A 16,412-nucleotide genomic window follows, 5' to 3' on the forward strand; every position below is an offset into this window, starting at 1 on the left:
GCCAATTTGGAAAGTCCGGGGCGCGTCCGCGAACCGGCCGAATCACCGACAACCGTTTCTCCCAGCGGAACGATCTTCCTGTGAAGGCGGTACCGTCCATGACCGACGCCCTGTCCGGAGTCCGGGTCCTCGACGCGGCCACGCTGTTCGCCGGCCCGCTCGCCGCGACGCTGCTCGGCGACTTCGGGGCCGAGGTCATCAAGATCGAGCACCCGAGGGGCGACCCGGTGCGCAGTCATGGCGCGCGGCGCGACGGCGTCGGGCTCTGGTGGAAGATGCTCGGCCGGAACAAGAAGGCGATGACCCTCTACCTCGGCTCGCCCGAGGGCCAGGACCTGTTCCGCCGCATGGCCGCCGACGCCGACGTGGTGATCGAGAACTTCCGGCCGGGGACGCTGGAGCGCTGGGGCCTCGGCTACGACGAGCTGCGCAGGACCAACCCGCGGCTCGTCCTCGCGCGGGTGACCGGGTTCGGGCAGACCGGACCGTACGCCGGGCGGCCCGGGTTCGGGACGCTCGCCGAGGCGATGAGCGGGTTCGCCGCGATCACCGGGGAGCCGGACGGCCCGCCGACCCTGCCGCCGTTCGGCCTCGCCGACGGGATCGCCGCGCTGACCACCGCTTTCGCGGTGATGACGGCGCTGCGGGCGCGGGAGGCGACCGGCGAGGGGCAGGTGGTCGACCTGGCGATCATCGAGCCGATCCTCACCCTGCTCGGCCCGCAGATCATCACCTACGACCAGCTCGGCGAGCTGCAGGCCCGCACCGGGAACCGCTCCCACAACAACGCGCCGCGCAACACCTACCGGACCCGCGACGGCGGCTGGGTCGCGATCTCCACCAGCGCCCAGTCGATCGCCGAGCGCGTGATGCGGCTGGTCGGCCGGCCCGAGCTGATCGACGAGCCGTGGTTCGGCACCGGGGCCGAGCGCGCCGCGCACGCCGACGTGCTGGACGAGGCCGTCGGCTCCTGGATCGCCGCGCGCGACCGGGACGAGGTCGTCACGGCCTTCGAGGAGGCGCAGGCCGCGGTCGCGCCCGTCTACACCGCCGCCGACGTCATGGCCGACCCGCAGTTCGAGGCGCTCGGCACCATCGCGACCGTCCCCGACGACGAGCTCGGGCCGGTGCGGATGCAGAACATCCTGTTCCGGCTGTCGCGGACCCCGGGGCGGATCGCGTCGGCCGGGCCTCCGCTCGGCGCGCACACCGCCGAGATCCTCGCCCGGTACGGGGTGGACGAGGCCGGCCTGGACGACCTGCGCGGCAAGGGGGTGATCAGGTGACGCCCCGCTCCTGGCTGTACGTCCCGGGCGACCGGCCGGACCGCATCGGCAAGGCGCTCGCGTCGGGCGCGGACGCGGTGGTCCTCGACCTGGAGGACGCGGTCGCCCCGTCCGCCAAGTCGGGGGCGCGGCGCACCGTCCTCGACACGCTCACCGCCGGGCACGCCGCCCACGTGCGGATCAACGCGCCCGCCACGCCGGACGGCGCCGACGACATCGCCCTGCTCGCGAGCGCGCCGGGCGGGCTCGCCGGGGTCCGGATCCCCAAATGCGAGGACCCGGGCGAGCTGCGCCGCGTCGCCGGCGCGCTCGGCGTCCCGGTGTTCCCCCTCCTGGAGTCGGCCCTCGGCGTCGAGAACGCCCTGGCCCTCGCGACCGCGCACCCGCTGGTCGCCGGGATCTCGCTCGGCGAGGCCGACCTGGCCGCCGACCTGCGGGTGTCCGGCGGCGACGCGCTGGCGTGGCCGCGGTCCCGGGTGGTGGTGGCGGCGCGGGCCGCCGGGCTCCCGTCCCCGCCGCAGAGCGTGTGGACCGCCGTCCGCGACCTGGACGGGCTCCGCGCCGACACCCTCGCCGGGCGCCGCGCCGGGTTCTTCGGCCGCTCGGTGATCCACCCCGCGCAGATCCCCGTCGTGCACGAGGCCTGCGCGCCCGACCCCGGCGACGTCGCCTGGGCGCGCGAGCTGATGAGCCGGCTGACCGAACGCGGCGACGCCGCGTGGATCGACTCCACCGGCCGGTTCGTGGACAGGGCCGTCGTCGAGCGCGCCGCCTGGGTCCTCGACGCCGCCGCCTCCGCCGAGTCCGCCGCCCGCCCCCTCAAGGAAGGCCGCACCCCATGACCGACCCGCTCCTCGCCGCCGTGGCCGGAGGAGTCCGGCTCATCGAGCTGGGCCAGCCGTTCTTCACCGGCATGCCCTGCTCCCCCAACCATCCGGGGTTCCGGATGACGCTGATCCGGCGGCACGGCGACATGGAGCGCCCCGACGGCGGCTCCGCCGCCAACGAGATCATCGTGACGGGCGGGCACGTCGGCACGCACATCGACGCGCTCTCGCACGTCAGCCACGACGGGGAGCTGCACGGCGGGGTCTCCGCGGCCGACGCGCAGCGCGGGGGCGTCTTCACCCGGCACGGGGCCGAGAACCTTCCCGGCCTGCTCCGCCGGGGCGTCCTGCTGGACGTGGCGGCCGTCCACGAGGTGGCGACGCTGCCGCCCGGCCACGGCGTCACGGCCGAGGACCTCGACCTCGCCGCCAAGCGCGCGGGGGCCGAGCCCGGGCCGGGCGACGTGGCGCTGATCCGCACCGGATGGGCCCGCACCTTCGGCGACGCGACCGCCTACCTCGGCAAGGAGACCGGCGTGCCGGGCGCGACGCCGTCCGCCGCGCGGTGGCTGGCCGAGCGGGGGGTCGTCGCGACGGGCGCCGACACGACCGCCTACGAGCAGATCCCCGAGGGCGCGGGCCACGCGGTGCTGCCCGTGCACCGGATCCTGCTGGTCGAGTCGGGGATCTTCATCCTGGAGCACCTGAACCTGGAGGCGCTCGCCGAGGCCCGGCTGCACGAGTTCGTGTTCGTGCTGGCCCCGCTGCGGATCAAGGGCGGGACCGGCTCTCCCGTCCGCCCCCTCGCCGCGGTGTCGGCATGACGCCCGTCCAGCGGCTCGCGGACCTGGCGGCGTCCGCCGCCTCCCGCGGCCTGCCCGCGGAGCTGCGCGCCGACGCCGCCCGCCGCGTCCTGGACGCGCTCGGCAACAGCCTGGCGGCCACCGGGGAGCGCCCGGCCAGGGCCGTCGGGGAGCTGGTCGCCGAATGGGGCGGGGCCGGCCGCGCCACCGCGATCGGCACCGGCGCGCGGCTCCCCGAGCCGAGCGCCGCCCTGCTCAACGGGACGCTCGCCCACTCGCTGGACTTCGACGACACGCACCTGCCGTCCGTCCTGCACCCGTCGGCGTCCGTGGTGCCCGCGGCGCTGGCCGTCGCGGAGGCGCGGGGGGCGGGCGGGGCCCGGCTGCTGGACGCGGTCGGGGCCGGCGTCGAGATCACCGTGCGGCTCGGCATGGCCGGGTACGACCGCGAGCTCGGCAACTCGGTGTTCTTCGAGCGCGGCCAGCACGCCACGGCGATCTGCGGGGCGGTCGGCGCCGCCGCGTCCGCCGCCGTGCTGTCCGGCCTGGACGCCGCTGGGATAGCCGACGCCATGGGCATCGCGGCGAGCATGGGCGCGGGGATCCTGGAGGCCAACCGCACCGGCGGCACGGTGAAGCGGATCCACTGCGGGTGGGCCGCGCACGCCGCCGTGACCGCCGCCGGGCTCGCCCGCACGGGGATCACGGGGCCGCCGACCGTCCTCGAAGGCCGGTTCGGCCTGCTCCAGGCGTTCTGCGGCGACCGGGTCGACCTGGACGCGCTCACCTCCGGCCTGGGCGAGCACTGGGAGCTTCCCGGCATCTTCTTCAAGCCGTATCCGTGCAACCACTTCACGCACGCCGGCATCGACGCCGCGCTGCGGCTGCGCGCCCGCGGCCTGGACCCAGGCGACGTCGAGTCGATCGAGCTGGGCGCGCCGGGCCCCGTCCTGCGGACGATCGGCGAGCCGCACGAGGACAAGGTCCGTCCCGAGTCCGGGTACCACGCCGCGTTCTCCGGCCCGTACACCGTCGCGGCGGCCCTCCTCGGCGGCGGCGGGCTCGGGGTCTTCCACGAGGACTTCACCGACGAGGCCGCCGCGGACCCCCGCCGCCTGGCGCTGGCCGCCAAGGTCCGCTGCGTGCCGGACGCCCGCTGCGACGAGATCTTCCCGCACCAGTTCCCGGCCGTCCTGCGCGTCCGCACCCGGGAGGGGGCGCTCCTGGAGGAGCGGGTGGACGCCAACCGGGGCGGGCCGGACGACCCGCTCTCGGCGGACGAGCTGGCGACGAAGTTCCGGCTGAACGCCGTGCGGCGTGTCACGGAGTCCCAGGCCGAGCGGATCACCGACATCGCCTACGGTCTCGCCGGCGTGGAGGACCTGCGCTCGCTGACGTCCCTGCTGGCCTGACCTCGGATCCCGGCCTGACCTCAGATGTGCTCCATCAGGTAGATCGCCGAGGTGCCGGGGGCCAGGGCCTCGAAGACGTGCGGGGCGTCGCCGGGGTAGGTGATGTAGTCGCCGGGGGCCAGTTCGACCGGCTCGGCCGAGGGCCCGGCGAGGGCACGGCCCGCGCTCAGGACTACGTGCTCGGTCGTGCCCGGTGGATGGGGATCGGAGAGGCGCGGCGTCCCGGGCTCCGCGGTGACGCGGTAGAGGTCGCGGCGGGCGTTCGGCGGGCAGGACGCGAGCAGCGCGGCCGTGTAGTCGGACGTGTCCGAGTGCGCGGCGGGCCCCTCCCCCGCGCGGATCACCCGGACGGCCGGGCGCGGCGGATCGACCAGGCGGCTGAACGGGACGTTCAGGGCCGTGCCGAGGGCCCAGAGGGTCTCGACGCTCGGGTTGCCGGTGCCCGACTCCAGCTGGGAGAGCGTCGACTTCGCCAGCCCGGCGCGCCTGGCCAGCTCGGTCTGGGAGAGCCCGGCGCGCTTGCGCTCGCGGCGGATCGACGCGGCGATCCGCGCGATGAGGTCCATGCGTTCGCTCCAGACGTCCACATATTCGGTTCGGCGAACATTCTCGGGTATGTTCAGGCTACTGGACGATTGTTCGCCATATCGAACTGGAGCGGGCCCATGAGGCATCTCGGCATCCTCGCCCACAGCGCCGAAGGCGCCGCGCTGTGCTTCCGGACCTTCTGCCAGGAGGGCTTCCGGGAGCTCGGCCCCGACGACCATCCGGACGTGACGCTCGACCTCATCGCGCTGGCGCGCAGCATGCCCGCGTGGGACGCCGGGGACCACGACTCGATCCGGGAGACCCTGGCCGAGAGCGTCCGGCGGCTCGCCGCGGCGGGCGCGGACTTCTTCGCGTGCCCGGACAACACCGCGCACATGGCCCTGGAACGCCCCGGCGGCGACCTGGCGCTGCCCGGACTGCACATCGCGCGGGTCGTCGCCGACCGGGCCGCCCGCGACGGCCGCACGCGCGTCGGCGTGCTCGGCACCCGCTACACCATGGACGGCCCCGTCTACCCGCGCGAGCTGGCCGCGCGCGGCATCGCCGCCGAGGTCCCCGAGGCCGCCGACCGGGAGACCGTCAACCGGATCATCTTCGAGGAGCTGGTGAACGGGGTCGTCACCGAGGACTCCCGGCGCGAGTACGTCCGGATCATCGGCCGGCTCGCCGAGCGCGGCTGCGACGCCGTCGCGCTGGTGTGCACCGAGATCCCGCTCCTGGTCGCGCCGGAGGTCTCGCCGCTGCCGACGCTCGACTCCACGCGCCTGCTGGCCCGCGCCGCGTTCGACGCGGCGGTGGGCCGCCGCGCCATCCCTACCTGGCGCGGCGGCCCGGCTCTCACCGCCTGAGCCGCCTCGCCAGGGTCGGCAGGAGGCGCAGCGCGTTCTCCCGGACGACGGCGGCGCGCGCCCGCCGGCTCAGCGACGGGTCGCGGTCGAGCAGCGCCGTCGTCCTGTCCACTTCGGGACGCTCGACCTGCGGCCAGTCGGTGCCGAAGAGCAGGCGCCCCGCTCCCGCTGCTGCCAGCAGGCTGGGCGTCGCGTACGGCGAGGCGGGCATGGCGGTGTCGTAGTAGAAGCGCCGCACGGCGCGCCGGAACGCCCCGGGGCTCGGCCCCTCGCCCTGGCGGCCGGCGTGCTCGACCCGTCCGCCAAGGTAGGGCAGGAAGCCCCCCGCGTGGGAGAGGATCACCGACAGGCGCCGGTGCCGGTCGAGGGTGCCCGCGTTGATCAGGCTGAGGGCGGTGCGGGTGGTGTCGAGCATGAAGTCGGCGATCCACTCGTCGATCCCCGGGACGGGCCGCGCGTCGGCGAGGCCCACCGGGTGGGTGAACACGACCGCGCGGCGCCGGTCCAGCTCGGCGAACAGCGGCTCGAACACGGGGTCCCCCAGATAGCGGCCGCCGGCGTGGGTCATCAGCAGGACGCCGTCGGCGCCCAGCTCGTCCAGGGCGTAGGCGGCCTCCTTGATCGCCACATCGACGTGGAACAGCGGCAGGTAGGCGAAGAAGCCGAACCGGGTGGGATGGTCGCGGACGAGGCCCGCCAGCGACTCGTTGAACACGCGCGTCCCCGAGACGGCGGTCTTCCGGTCGCGCAGCGCCTCGGGCGGCGCGGGCGCCGAGGCCACCCCGGCGGCGATGCCGAGGGCGTCCATGGTGTCCAGGGTCCGGTTCAGGTCCCACCGGCCCCAGTTCGGCCCGCCTTCGGGCGGCAGCAGGCCGTGCTCGATCGCCCACTCCCTGAGCGCGGGCGGCAGCGCGTGGTGGTGGGTGTCGATCCGTCCCCTCCGCTGGCCGCTCCCCGGCGCCGCGGCGGCACCGGCCGAGCCCAGCCCGGTCACGGCCACGGCGGCGCCGGCCGCGGCCGCCGACGTCAGCACCCGCCGGCGGCTCGGCCCGCCACTCGAACGGTCGTCGTCCTCGGCGCGCATACGTGCCTCCAACCTCTCGTCGAAGCCGCCCACTAGGAGCATACGAGAACATCTTATGTGAGACTATATGATCGGCCCCTAATATCTGGAGGGTGGACACCCAATCTCCGGAGCCGACCGCGCTCGGCGACCCGCGGACCGACGACGCCGCGCTGGGCTTCCTGCTCGCCTCCGCCCACCAGGCCGCGCGCGGCGCGCTGGGCGACGAGCTGCGGCCGCTGGGGATCGAGACGAGGCATTTCGCCGTGCTGTCCGCGCTCGACCGGCTCGGGCCCACCAGCCAGCGGCGCCTCGGCGCGCTCCTCGGCCTGGACAAGTCCGCGGTCGTCCGGATCATGGACGAGCTGGAGCGGCTCGGGCTCGCGGTGCGCAACAGAAGCGCCCACGACCGGCGCGCCTACGCGATCGAGCTGACCGCCGAGGGCCGGCGGCGCGCGCGCTCGTCCGCGGAGACGGCGGGCGCCGTCGGGGGGCGGCTGTTCGGACGGCTCTCCCCCGCCGACCGCGAACGGCTCGTCGCGCTGCTCGCCGGCATCGTGGAACGCGCGGCGGCGCCGGCGTCCGGCGAGGAATCCGGGCGCTCCTGACCTTGGGCGGGCGCCTCGTCAGTGGCCGGTGATCCGGTCGGCGAGGAGGGCCAGGGACGACGTCCGCGCCGACCCGGCGGACGACTCGCGGGCGTCGGCCGCGCGGTAGAGGGCGTACATCGCGTGGACGCCGAGCCAGCGCAGCGGTTCCGGCTCCCAGCGGCGGACGCGCCGATCCACCCAGGGCAGCGCGGTCAGCTCGGTGTCCTCCCCCAGGACGAGGTCGCGGAAGGTGCGGCCCGCGAGGTTCGCGCCGGCGACGCCGTGCCCGGTGTAGCCGCCGGCGTGGCCGAGGCCGGTCGCGGGGTCGAGCACGACCGTCGCGCACCAGTCGCGGGGGACGCCGAGAACACCCGACCAGGCGTGGTCGACCCGCCCTTCGTCGGCGACGGCGGGGAACATCGCGGTCAGCGTCGTCCAGAGCGCGTCGATCGTGGACGGCTCGGTGCGGCCCCCGTCGTCGATGCGGGACCCGTAGCGGTACGGGCGGCCCCGGCCGCCGAACGCGATCCGGTCGCCGGCGGTGCGCTGGGCGTATATGTAGTAGTGCGCCATGTCGCCGAGCAGCTCGCGGCGCTCCCAGCCGATCGCCTTCCAGGTCCGGGCGGGCAGCGGGGTGGTGACGATCATGGAGCTGTTCATCGGCAGCCAGTCGCGGCGGTGCCCGGGGAGCCCGGCGGTGAACCCCTCGGTGGCGCGCAGGACGTACCCGGCGGTGACGGTCCCGTACGGCGTGACCGCGGCGGCGGGCCCGCCGGTGCGGCGGGGGTTGATGCGGACGACGGGCGTCCCCTCGTAGATCCGCACGCCGAGGTCCCGGACCACCCGGGCGAGGCCGCGGACGAGCGCGGCGGGCTGCGCGCGGGCGCAGTGCGGGCTCCAGGCGGCGCCGGTGGCGCCCTCGACGCGCAGCCGGTCGTCGCGCTCGCCGGCGGGCAGCGGGACGAAGTCGTCGTCGGTCCAGCCCCAGCAGCGGGCCTCGGCGACCATGGCGGCGAGCCGGGCCCGCTGGGCGGCGTTGCGGGCGACGTGCAGGACGCCGCCCTTGACGAGCCCGGCGTCGATGCCCTCCTCGGCGGCGACCCGGACGACCTCGTCCACCGCCCCGAACATGGCGCGCTGCAGCGCGATCGCGGCCGGCCGGCCGTGCCGGGCGGCATAGCGCTCCCGGGACCCGGCGATCTCGCCCAGCACCCAGCCGCCGTTGCGGCCGGACGCGCCGAACCCGGCGAACTCGCGCTCCAGCACGACGATCCGCAGGTCGGGGCGGGCTCGCTTGAGGTAGTAGGCCGTCCAGAGCCCGGTGTACCCGGCGCCGACGACGCACACGTCGGCGGTGCGCGGGCCCGGCAGGCGGGGCCCGGGGACCGGGCGCCCGGCCTCCCGGTACCAGAAGGACACGCCGCCGTTGACGAAGCCGGGGGCGAGCGGCACCCGGCCCGCAGAGGAACTCATGGGCTCATACTGCTGTATTCGGCACCAAAATCAACCGTTGACAACGGAATCTATGGGACCGCGTCGACAATTCGACGGGATCCGATCCAGCGCGACCGGTCGGCCGCGTAATAGGCGGCGCCGTCCGGACCGGCCGGCCCGTCCCGCCACCGGCGCATCCCGAGCTGCAGGGCGATCTCCGCCGACGCGGCGTTGGCCGTGTCGATCTCGGCGGTGATCCGGTGCACCCCGACCACCCCGAACGCGTAGTCGAGCACCGCGCGGGACGCCTCGGCGGCCAGGCCCTGCCCCCAGTGGTCCGGCTCCAGGCTGTAGAGGATCTCCACGTCCACGCCGTGGCCGAGCGGCCCCTCGTGGTGGCTCAGCCCCGCCACGCCGACCAGCGGGTCGCCCGGCACCGGGTCGTCGACGCCCGCGGACCAGCGGGCGGGGCGCAGCGCCCACAGCCCGTACCCCTCGGTCGCGAAGTCCCGCTCGCTGGCCTCGATGATCTCGCTGACCTGGACGGGCGTGACCATCCGGTCGTCGAACAGGTGGCGCCGGACGAGCGGCCCCGTCCAGTGCGTCAGCAGGGCGCGGTGGTCGCGCATCGACACCGGGTGCAGGACGAGCCGCACCGTGCGCAGCACCTCAGTCATCAGTCATCGCCGTCCCCCGCGGCGGGTTCCGCGGGCCATTCGGGCGCGGGCTCGCCCTCCGGGACGCCGACCCGGAAGACGCGCAGCTGCAGCGCGAGCGCCTGGTAGTAGCCGACGAGCGCGACCAGCTCGACGACGGCCGCGCGGCCGAGCGTCGCGGCGGCCTCGGTGAACACCGCGTCGGCGAGGTCGCCCTCGGCGGCGAGCTGCCGCGCCGCCTCGTACACCACGCGCTCTCGGACGTCGGCGAACATCGGCGCGCGACCCTGGCGCAGCGCGTCCATCTCGTCGTCGCCGAGCCCGTGCCGGCGCCCGATCCGCTCGTGCGCGTACCACTCGTAGTCGGACCGGGCGTGCGCCGCGACGACCAGCGTCGCGATCTCCCGCTCGCGCTTGGTGAACCCGGTCCGGAAGCGCAGCGCGGCGCCGAGGTCCTGCAGCGGGAGCCCGACGGCCGGGCTGTACAGCATCGCGTTGAACGGGCCCTGGAGCCGGCCGATGTCGTCGGCGAGCCCGAACGGCGGGGTGCGGCCGGCGGCGCGGGGACCGCCCGTCACCGCCTCGTACACGGCTCGCTGCTCGTCGCTGAGCGAGCCGGGGAGCAGCAGCGGCAGCCGCGTCGTGGACGGGCCGGGCCGCGGTCGATCGTTGACGTGCTCACCGCTCACGGGGTCGATCACTTACCGCACGCTAGGCGGTCGGCGCGGGCGGCTCAACCCCCCGTCCGGAATGTGAAACCCCTGGCACACGATGACGTAGCGGTCGCGTAACACGGGTCGGCGAGCCTGGTCGGCGACCGCACCGGGCACGAACGGGGCTCCCGGACCCCGGAGGGAACGTTCCCATGCCGCTGTTCCGCATCCGCACCGAGATCGAGGACCGGCCCGGCCGGCTGGCCCTGCTCACCGCCGCGCTGGGCCGGCGCGGCGCCAACATCCTCGGGCTGTCCGTCCAGCTCGACGCCGACGGGGTGGTGGACGAGTTCATCGTGGACGTGCCGCGCGGCGGCGCGGACGCGCGGACCCTCGCCGAGACGCTGGGCGCGGCGGGCGGGGCGCGCACCGCGGTGCTCCCGGCCCGGCCGCACGAGCTGGTGGACGAGCCGACCCGCGCCCTCGCCCTGGCCGCCCGCCTGCGCGCCGAACCGCACGCGGTGCCCGAGGTCCTGGGCGAGCTGCTGCGCGCCGACGAGGCGCGGTGGGCCGCGCCCGCGGGTGCGGCCCCGGAGGGGCGCGACCCGGACCGGTGCGTCCTGGACGTGCCGGTCCGCGGCCGTTCCGTGCGGCTGCGCAGGTTCGGGCTGCCGTTCACCGCGACCGAGGCGGCGCGGGCGGACGCGCTGGTGCGGGCCGCGCTGCCCGCCGCGCCCCGCCGCCCCGCGTCCCGCCGGATCGTGCTGCGCGACGGCACGCAGGTGGTCGTCCGGCCGATCGAGCGGCGCGACGCCGAGGCCGTCCGGGCGCTGCACGAGCGCTGCTCGCAGGACAGCCGGAGGATGCGGTACTTCAGCCCCGAGCCGTACCCGCCGCGGCGGGTCATCGAGCGGTTCTGCGACCGGTCGCGCGGCCTGACGCTGGTCGCGGAGGGACCGGACGGGTCGCTGCTCGCACTCGCCCACCTCATCCACGTCGTCGATCCGGGCGTCGCGGAGCTCGCGTTCCTGGTCGAGGACGCCTGGCAGGGGCGGGGGCTCGGCCGCGGGCTCGCGGGGCTGCTGCTGGCGCTGGCCCGCGACCGCGGCCTGGTCGAGGTGCGCGCGACGGCGCTCAGCGAGAACGCGCGGATGCGGCGGCTGCTGACCTCGCTCGGCGGGCGGACGCGCCGCACCGGGGACACCGCGGTCGTGGAGATCAGGCTGCGGCTCGACGGCCGCCCCGCCGGGACCGACGGCGCGCTGGCAGGATGGGCGGGTGAGCGGCATCTATGACGACCCGTGGGCGTACGAGCTGGCGTGCTCGTTCCGCGACGTGCCGGCCGAGGTGGAGGTGCTCCTCGCCTGGTGCGCCGAACGGGGCGCGGCGCCCGCGACGGTGCTGGAGCTGGCCGCCGGGCCCGCCGAGCACGCCCGCGAGTTCGCCCGCCGCGGGGTGGCCGCGACCGCGCTCGACCTCAACCCGCGGATGTGCGCCCACGCCGCCCGCCGGGCCGAGCGCGGGGGCGTCGGGCTGGAGGTCGTCCAGGACGACATGACGCGGTTCGACCTCGGCCGCCGGTTCGACCTCGTCGTGACCATGCTGGACTCCACGTCCCACCTGATGACGCTGGACGCGTTCGTCGCGCACCTGCGCCGCGTGGTCGCGCACCTGGCGCCCGGCGGCCTCTACATCGTGGAGATGTCGCACCCGCGGGACCGGCTGGGCGACGAACCGAGCGTCAGCACGGGGTGGACGGTCGAGCGGGACGGCGTCCAGGCGAGCGTGCGGTGGGGCGAGCCGTCCGACCGGCTGGACCCGGTCACCCAGATCGCCGACGACCACGTCACCATGACCATCACCGGGGACGGCGCGACGCGCGTGATCCGCGACGTGGTGCCCTACCGGTTCTGGAGCGCCACCGAGCTGGACGCCGCGGTCCGCCTCGCCGGCGGCCTGGAGGCGGTGGCGCGGTACGGCGACTTCGGGGCCGGCGAGGACGCGGTCGCCCTCACCGACCCCGAGGCCTGGCGCATGATCACGCTGCTGCGCCCGAGCTGAGGCCCTCCCCCGCCGGGGTCAGGGCGCGGGCTTCCAGCCGGGCATCGGGTAGGCCGCGAGCATCTCGCGGACCTGCCCGGCGACCCGATCCACGACCGTCTCGTCCTGCTTGGCGGCGGCCTGGACGACCTCGTCGATCCACGCCGCGATCCGCGGCATCCGGTCCTCCCCGACACCGCGGGTGGTGATCGCGGCGGTGCCGAGCCGCAGCCCGGACGGGTCGAACGGCTTGCGCGGGTCGAACGGGACGGCGTTGTAGTTCAGCTCGATCCCGGCGCGGTCGAGGGCCTGCGCGGCGGGCTTGCCGGCGACGCCCTTGTTCGTCAGGTCGATCAGGATCAGGTGGTTGTCGGTGCCGCCGGAGATCAGGTCGTAGCCGCGGTCCAGCAGCGCGGCGGCGAGGACCTTGGCGTTCGCGACGACCTGCCGGGCGTAGCCGGTGAAGTCCGGCCGCGCCGCCTCCTTCAGCGCGACGGCGATCGCGGCGGTGGTGTGGTTGTGCGGGCCGCCCTGCAGGCCGGGGAAGACGGCCTTGTCGACCGCCTTCGCGTGCTCGGCGGTCGACAGCACCATCGCGCCGCGCGGACCGCGCAGCGTCTTGTGCGTGGTCGTGGTGATCACGTCGGCGTGGCCCACCGGGGACGGGTGCGCGCCGCCGGCGACGAGGCCCGCGATGTGCGCGATGTCGGCGGCGAGCACCGCGCCAGCCTCGCGGGCGATCTCGGCGAACGCGGGGAAGTCGATCGTCCGCGGGATGGCGGTGCCACCGCACCAGATCAGCTTCGGGCGCTCCTTGAGGGCGAGGTCGCGCACCTGGTCCATGTCGACCCGGCCGGTGTCGGCGCGCACGTCGTACCGGACGGGGCGGAACCACTTCCCGGTCGCCGACACCGACCAGCCGTGCGTGAGGTGGCCGCCCATCGGCAGCGACAGGCCCATCACCGGGTCGCCGGGCTCCAGGAACGCCATGTAGACGGCGAGGTTGGCGGGCGAGCCGGAGTAGGGCTGGACGTTGGCGTGCTCGACGCCGAACAGCTCCCTCGCCCGCTCGATGGCGAGCAGCTCGATCGGGTCGACGTTCTGCTGGCCCTCGTAGTACCGCTTGCCCGCGTAGCCCTCGGAGTACTTGTTGGTCAGGACCGTGCCGGCGGCCTCCAGGACCGCGGCCGACACGTAGTTCTCCGAGGCGATCAGCCGGATCTTCTCGTACTGGCGGCGGGCCTCGGCCTCCACCAGGCCGGCGATCTCGGGGTCCTGGCCCTGCAGATGGGGTACGGCCGGTTCGTGCATCGCAAGCCTCCGCGCTGTTGGCGCCGGGACTTCGGGCGCCCCGGCGACGGGGACCCGTACACCCAGGCGCGCGGTGTGCGGACTACTTTCGCTCCCCGGTGGTCGTCTCCACCTTGACTGCGCCAGTCGCGTGCCAGCCATCATACCGAGCCGGCTCCTCCCGGCGCCGGGCCTTCGCCGGGACCGAGACGACGAACAGGCCGCCGAGCAGGAGCAGCGATCCGGCCGCGACCGGCGCCGACAGCCGTTCCCCGAGGACGACGATCGCGAGCGCGGTGGCCACGAGCGGCTCGGCGAGGCTGAGCGTCCCCGCGGTCGCGGCCGTCACGCGGCCGAGGCCGGCGACGAAGGACATGTACGCGACGGCGGTCGCGGCGACGCCGAGCCAGGCCACCAGCGCCGCCGACCGCGGCTCGGCCAGGGCCGGCAGCTCGGCGAGCGTCCAGGGCAGCAGGGCCGCTCCCCCGGCCAGCAGCGTGACCGACACCGCGGCGGCCATGCCGACGTCCCGGCCGGTCAGGACCTTGGCGGAGACCGTGTAGACGCCGAAGCACGTGCCGCCGACGAGGCTGAGCGCGATCCCGGCCGGGTCGGCGTGGACGGCCGACGCCGGGACCATCAGCAGCGCGACGCCGCCGATCGCGCAGGCCGTGCCCGCCCACCAGCGGCGGCCGAGCCGGGTGCCGAGGACGAGCCGCTCGCAGAGGCCGGTGGAGACGGGGGCGAGCCCGAACACGACGGCGGTCGCGACGGCGGCGCCGGTCCGGTCGACCGCGCTGAAGAACGACGCCTGGAAGATCCCGGTCGCGGCCGAGGCCGCCAGCACCGGCGGCCAGGCCCGCCGGGTCAGCGCGCGGTAGGCGCGCCGGTCCGTCGCCAGCACCAGGACGGCGAGGATCAGCCCGCCGGAGAAGATCCGGGCGCCGCCGACCGCGACGGCGCCGGCGGAGGAGTCGGCCAGCACCTGCGCCGGCCCGACCGTCCCCCACAGAACGCCCGCTGCCAGGACTGACCACGCGCCAAGGGAGGTGTTTCGTCGGTGCATGCGAACGACGCTAGGAAAACGTGCGGCCCATCGTCCGACGGGACGTCGTTCGTTCGACTCTCCTACTAGGTGCCGGTCGATCGTTCGGCCTGAGACGCGGTTATCGTCGATCAGCTGTACGGCGTTCGGCTCTCGGGCGGCCCTGCCGACGGAAGTTCGGACTGCTCCACCGGCTGGACGTAGTCGTACACGACGATGGTCCGGACGTCCACGTACTCCTTGCGGCGGGCCAGCCGGTCGAGGACGAAGTCGCGCAGGTAGGCGGTGCTCGACACGGCCACGTGGACGAGCAGGTCCTCGTTCCCCGTGACGACGAAGACGCCGATCGTCTCGGGCATCGACGCCATGCTGTCGCGGGCGGACTCGATGGCCTCGCGCGACTGCGGCCGGATCCTGATCGAGATCAGCGCCTGGACTCCGCGCCCCAGCCGCTCCAGGTCGACGGCCGCGTGGACGCCGGTGATGACGCCCCGGGCGCGCAGCGCCCTCGTGCGCTCAAGGGCGGTGGACGGCGCGATCCCCACCGCCTCGGCCAGTTCCCGGTTGGTCTGCCGCCCGTCCCGCTGCAGGCGCCGCAGGATCGCCTGGTCGATCGCGTCCACGTCCCCGCCTTCCGAACTCGCCGCCGGACGCCGAACTCCCGCGCGGAAAACGCGCCCGGACGTCCCGTACACCGAAGATTATTCGACGCCGCGGGTCACGGGCCACGGGTGCCGATCGCGGCGGCGAGCGCGAAGGCGCCGACCCCGAGCAGCGCCCCGGCCGCGCCCGCCGGGCCGAGGTCGAACAGCCGTCCGATCACCAGGTCCCCCGCGAACGCGAACATTCCGGCGCAGAACGCCAGGACGCCGTAGTACGAGCCGAAGCGCCCGGACGGCGCGTGCCGGGCGGCGCGCCGGAAGATCGCCGGCTGGATGAGGCCGTTCGCCACGCCGTTCAGGACGGCCGCGAGCATCAGCGGGCCGGTCTGCGTCCCGTCCAGCGGCGCGAGGACGCAGAACGCCGCCGCCGCGCAGAGCAGCCCGAGGCGCAGCACCCACGGCCGCTCGCCCCGGCGCCCGGCGGCCACCAGCGGCTGGAGGGCCGCCGCGACCGCGGCCAGCACGCAGAAGCAGAGGGTCGCCGCCCCGGAGGTGAACCCGAGGAGCGGCACGGCGGTCATGATGTGGTTGGCGAGCAGCGTCGTGGGGGCGGTCATCAGCGCGAACAGCAGGAACGAGCGGTCGCCGAGCGCCGCCCGCGCTCCCGCGGCGATGGCGCCGAACCGCGCGGGCTCCGGCCTCCCACCGGACCGGGGCAGGAGGAGGAACAGGCCGCCGGCGATCGCCCACAGGGAGGCGGCCGTGCCCGCCAGGGCCCCGAACCCCGGCCCGATGGTGACCAGGGCGAGCCCCAGGGGCGGGCCCGCGACCGTCGCGATGTGCTGGGTCGCGACGTAGGCGGCGAAGCCGCCGGACCTGCGGGCGGGGTCCACCCCGGCCAGCAGGCTCTGGGCGGCCGGGTTGTAGAGCGCCCCGCCCACGGCGAGGACCACGGCCGCGCACAGCAGCGCGCCGACCCCGTCGGCGGCGCCGAGCAGCGCGAAGCCCGCCGCGCGGACGGCGCAGGCGATCGCCCCGGTGCGCCGCGCGCCGATCGCGTCGGTGACCGCCCCGACGGGCAGCAGGAGCGCGAACTGCAGGCCGACCCGCACCCCGAGGACGAGCCCGACCGTTCCGGCCAGCAGCCCGAGGTCGTGCCGGAGATGCGCGACCAGGTGCGCCATCACCGAGAAGAACCCCAGGCAGGCGGCGAGCTGGATCGCGACGACGGTCACGACCACCCGGCGGCCGGAGGGGGCCCCGGCGGGCGCCGCGGCGGCGGGAGCGGGAGCGGCGACGGTCATGGCCTTCTCA

The 16,412-nt window shown here is 75.5% G+C and carries 16 protein-coding genes, 1 pseudogene and 1 riboswitch; of the genes and pseudogenes, 8 read left to right on the forward strand and 9 right to left on the reverse strand.

The genetic code is table 11. The features are described 5' to 3' along the window. Positions 1 to 98: 98 nt before the first annotated feature. From BM339_RS39455 to BM339_RS39470, 4 genes are read left to right on the forward strand one after another with little or no spacing between them, the layout of a single operon-like run. Positions 99 to 1,286, forward strand: coding sequence for a CaiB/BaiF CoA transferase family protein (locus tag BM339_RS39455; protein ID WP_024935116.1), 1,188 nt, complete (start codon positions 99 to 101; stop codon positions 1,284 to 1,286). After that, positions 1,283 to 2,128, forward strand: a complete 846-nt coding sequence (locus BM339_RS39460; protein WP_024935115.1) for an HpcH/HpaI aldolase/citrate lyase family protein — start codon at positions 1,283 to 1,285, stop codon at positions 2,126 to 2,128. Before BM339_RS39455 ends, BM339_RS39460 begins: the two co-directional genes overlap by 4 nt. Continuing rightward, positions 2,125 to 2,937 carry a cyclase family protein gene (locus BM339_RS39465; RefSeq protein WP_024935114.1) on the forward strand — a complete coding sequence of 271 codons (813 nt, stop codon included), beginning with the start codon at positions 2,125 to 2,127 and terminating at the stop codon, positions 2,935 to 2,937. Before BM339_RS39460 ends, BM339_RS39465 begins: the two co-directional genes overlap by 4 nt. Further along, complete coding sequence (locus BM339_RS39470) at positions 2,934 to 4,328, forward strand: MmgE/PrpD family protein (RefSeq protein ID WP_024935113.1); 1,395 nt, start codon at positions 2,934 to 2,936, stop codon at positions 4,326 to 4,328. Before BM339_RS39465 ends, BM339_RS39470 begins: the two co-directional genes overlap by 4 nt. 20 nt (positions 4,329 to 4,348) lie before the next feature. On the opposite strand, the gene BM339_RS39475 is transcribed toward BM339_RS39470, so the two are convergent. Continuing rightward, entirely contained in the window at positions 4,349 to 4,894 is a 546-nt protein-coding gene (locus BM339_RS39475; RefSeq protein ID WP_075024188.1) for a helix-turn-helix domain-containing protein, read from the reverse strand. Between the two features lie 99 nt (positions 4,895 to 4,993). Here BM339_RS39475 and BM339_RS39480 point away from each other — a divergent pair, with 99 nt between their 5' ends. Continuing rightward, positions 4,994 to 5,725 (forward strand): aspartate/glutamate racemase family protein, encoded by a 732-nt coding sequence (locus BM339_RS39480; protein ID WP_021599690.1) that lies wholly within the window; start codon positions 4,994 to 4,996, stop codon positions 5,723 to 5,725. On the opposite strand, the gene BM339_RS39485 is transcribed toward BM339_RS39480, so the two are convergent. Beyond that, entirely contained in the window at positions 5,715 to 6,851 is a 1,137-nt protein-coding gene (locus tag BM339_RS39485) for an amidohydrolase family protein (RefSeq protein ID WP_218163880.1), read from the reverse strand. The genes BM339_RS39480 and BM339_RS39485 overlap by 11 nt on opposite strands. Before the next feature lie 50 nt (positions 6,852 to 6,901). On the opposite strand from BM339_RS39485, the gene BM339_RS39490 reads away from it, so the two are divergent. Beyond that, the gene (locus BM339_RS39490) at positions 6,902 to 7,396 is read left to right on the forward strand and encodes a MarR family winged helix-turn-helix transcriptional regulator (RefSeq protein WP_177287892.1); all 495 of its coding nucleotides are present in this window, start codon (positions 6,902 to 6,904) and stop codon (positions 7,394 to 7,396) included. Positions 7,397 to 7,414: 18 nt separating this feature from the next. Here BM339_RS39490 and BM339_RS39495 read toward each other — a convergent pair whose 3' ends face one another. Genes BM339_RS39495 through BM339_RS39505 form a run of 3 tightly spaced genes read right to left on the reverse strand, consistent with a single transcriptional unit; the run spans position 7,415 to position 10,169 of the window. Further along, positions 7,415 to 8,851, reverse strand: a complete 1,437-nt coding sequence (locus BM339_RS39495) for an NAD(P)/FAD-dependent oxidoreductase (protein WP_075024190.1) — start codon at positions 8,849 to 8,851, stop codon at positions 7,415 to 7,417. A 50-nt stretch (positions 8,852 to 8,901) separates the two neighbouring features. Continuing rightward, on the reverse strand, positions 8,902 to 9,489 hold the full coding sequence (locus BM339_RS39500) for a GNAT family N-acetyltransferase (RefSeq protein ID WP_021600361.1): 588 nt from the start codon (positions 9,487 to 9,489) through the stop codon (positions 8,902 to 8,904). Continuing rightward, a complete protein-coding gene (locus BM339_RS39505; protein ID WP_024935109.1) occupies positions 9,489 to 10,169 on the reverse strand; it encodes a carboxymuconolactone decarboxylase family protein in 681 nt (226 codons plus the stop codon). The genes BM339_RS39500 and BM339_RS39505 overlap by 1 nt, the downstream gene beginning before the upstream one ends. A 164-nt stretch (positions 10,170 to 10,333) precedes the next feature. Here BM339_RS39505 and BM339_RS39510 point away from each other — a divergent pair, with 164 nt between their 5' ends. Further along, on the forward strand, positions 10,334 to 11,416 hold the full coding sequence (locus BM339_RS39510) for a GNAT family N-acetyltransferase (RefSeq protein WP_024935108.1): 1,083 nt from the start codon (positions 10,334 to 10,336) through the stop codon (positions 11,414 to 11,416). Beyond that, entirely contained in the window at positions 11,400 to 12,182 is a 783-nt protein-coding gene (locus BM339_RS39515) for a class I SAM-dependent methyltransferase (RefSeq protein ID WP_021595660.1), read from the forward strand. Before BM339_RS39510 ends, BM339_RS39515 begins: the two co-directional genes overlap by 17 nt. A gap of 18 nt (positions 12,183 to 12,200) precedes the next feature. Here BM339_RS39515 and BM339_RS39520 read toward each other — a convergent pair whose 3' ends face one another. The 4 genes and pseudogenes from BM339_RS39520 to BM339_RS39535 all read right to left on the reverse strand — a co-directional run bounded on the left by BM339_RS39520 (position 12,201) and on the right by BM339_RS39535 (position 16,402). Then, on the reverse strand, positions 12,201 to 13,472 hold the full coding sequence (locus tag BM339_RS39520) for a serine hydroxymethyltransferase (RefSeq protein WP_021595661.1): 1,272 nt from the start codon (positions 13,470 to 13,472) through the stop codon (positions 12,201 to 12,203). Between the two features lie 53 nt (positions 13,473 to 13,525). Then, positions 13,526 to 13,612: riboswitch (ZMP/ZTP riboswitch) on the reverse strand. Between the two features lie 104 nt (positions 13,613 to 13,716). Next, a pseudogene (locus BM339_RS52785) lies at positions 13,717 to 14,517 on the reverse strand (DMT family transporter); the annotation flags it as partial. A 110-nt stretch (positions 14,518 to 14,627) separates the two neighbouring features. Next, positions 14,628 to 15,119, reverse strand: coding sequence for an Lrp/AsnC family transcriptional regulator (locus BM339_RS39530; protein ID WP_021595663.1), 492 nt, complete (start codon positions 15,117 to 15,119; stop codon positions 14,628 to 14,630). A 95-nt stretch (positions 15,120 to 15,214) separates the two neighbouring features. Next, entirely contained in the window at positions 15,215 to 16,402 is a 1,188-nt protein-coding gene (locus BM339_RS39535; protein WP_075024191.1) for an MFS transporter, read from the reverse strand. Positions 16,403 to 16,412 lie beyond the last annotated feature (10 nt).

Origin of the sequence: Actinomadura madurae (genome assembly GCF_900115095.1) — a bacterium.
Taxonomy (GTDB): Bacteria; Actinomycetota; Actinomycetes; order Streptosporangiales; family Streptosporangiaceae; genus Spirillospora; species Spirillospora madurae.

Coding starts and splice junctions, on each gene's coding strand:
- BM339_RS39535 (WP_075024191.1), bottom strand. CDS start 16,402: ATGACCGTCGCCGCTCCCGCTCCCGCCGCCGCGGCGCCCGCCGGGGCC.
- BM339_RS39480 (WP_021599690.1), top strand. CDS start 4,994: ATGAGGCATCTCGGCATCCTCGCCCACAGCGCCGAAGGCGCCGCGCTG.
- BM339_RS39455 (WP_024935116.1), top strand. CDS start 99: ATGACCGACGCCCTGTCCGGAGTCCGGGTCCTCGACGCGGCCACGCTG.
- BM339_RS39495 (WP_075024190.1), bottom strand. CDS start 8,851: ATGAGTTCCTCTGCGGGCCGGGTGCCGCTCGCCCCCGGCTTCGTCAAC.
- BM339_RS39510 (WP_024935108.1), top strand. CDS start 10,334: ATGCCGCTGTTCCGCATCCGCACCGAGATCGAGGACCGGCCCGGCCGG.
- BM339_RS39520 (WP_021595661.1), bottom strand. CDS start 13,472: ATGCACGAACCGGCCGTACCCCATCTGCAGGGCCAGGACCCCGAGATC.
- BM339_RS39470 (WP_024935113.1), top strand. CDS start 2,934: ATGACGCCCGTCCAGCGGCTCGCGGACCTGGCGGCGTCCGCCGCCTCC.
- BM339_RS39485 (WP_218163880.1), bottom strand. CDS start 6,851: ATGCTCCTAGTGGGCGGCTTCGACGAGAGGTTGGAGGCACGTATGCGC.
- BM339_RS39465 (WP_024935114.1), top strand. CDS start 2,125: ATGACCGACCCGCTCCTCGCCGCCGTGGCCGGAGGAGTCCGGCTCATC.
- BM339_RS39475 (WP_075024188.1), bottom strand. CDS start 4,894: ATGGACCTCATCGCGCGGATCGCCGCGTCGATCCGCCGCGAGCGCAAG.
- BM339_RS39500 (WP_021600361.1), bottom strand. CDS start 9,489: ATGACTGAGGTGCTGCGCACGGTGCGGCTCGTCCTGCACCCGGTGTCG.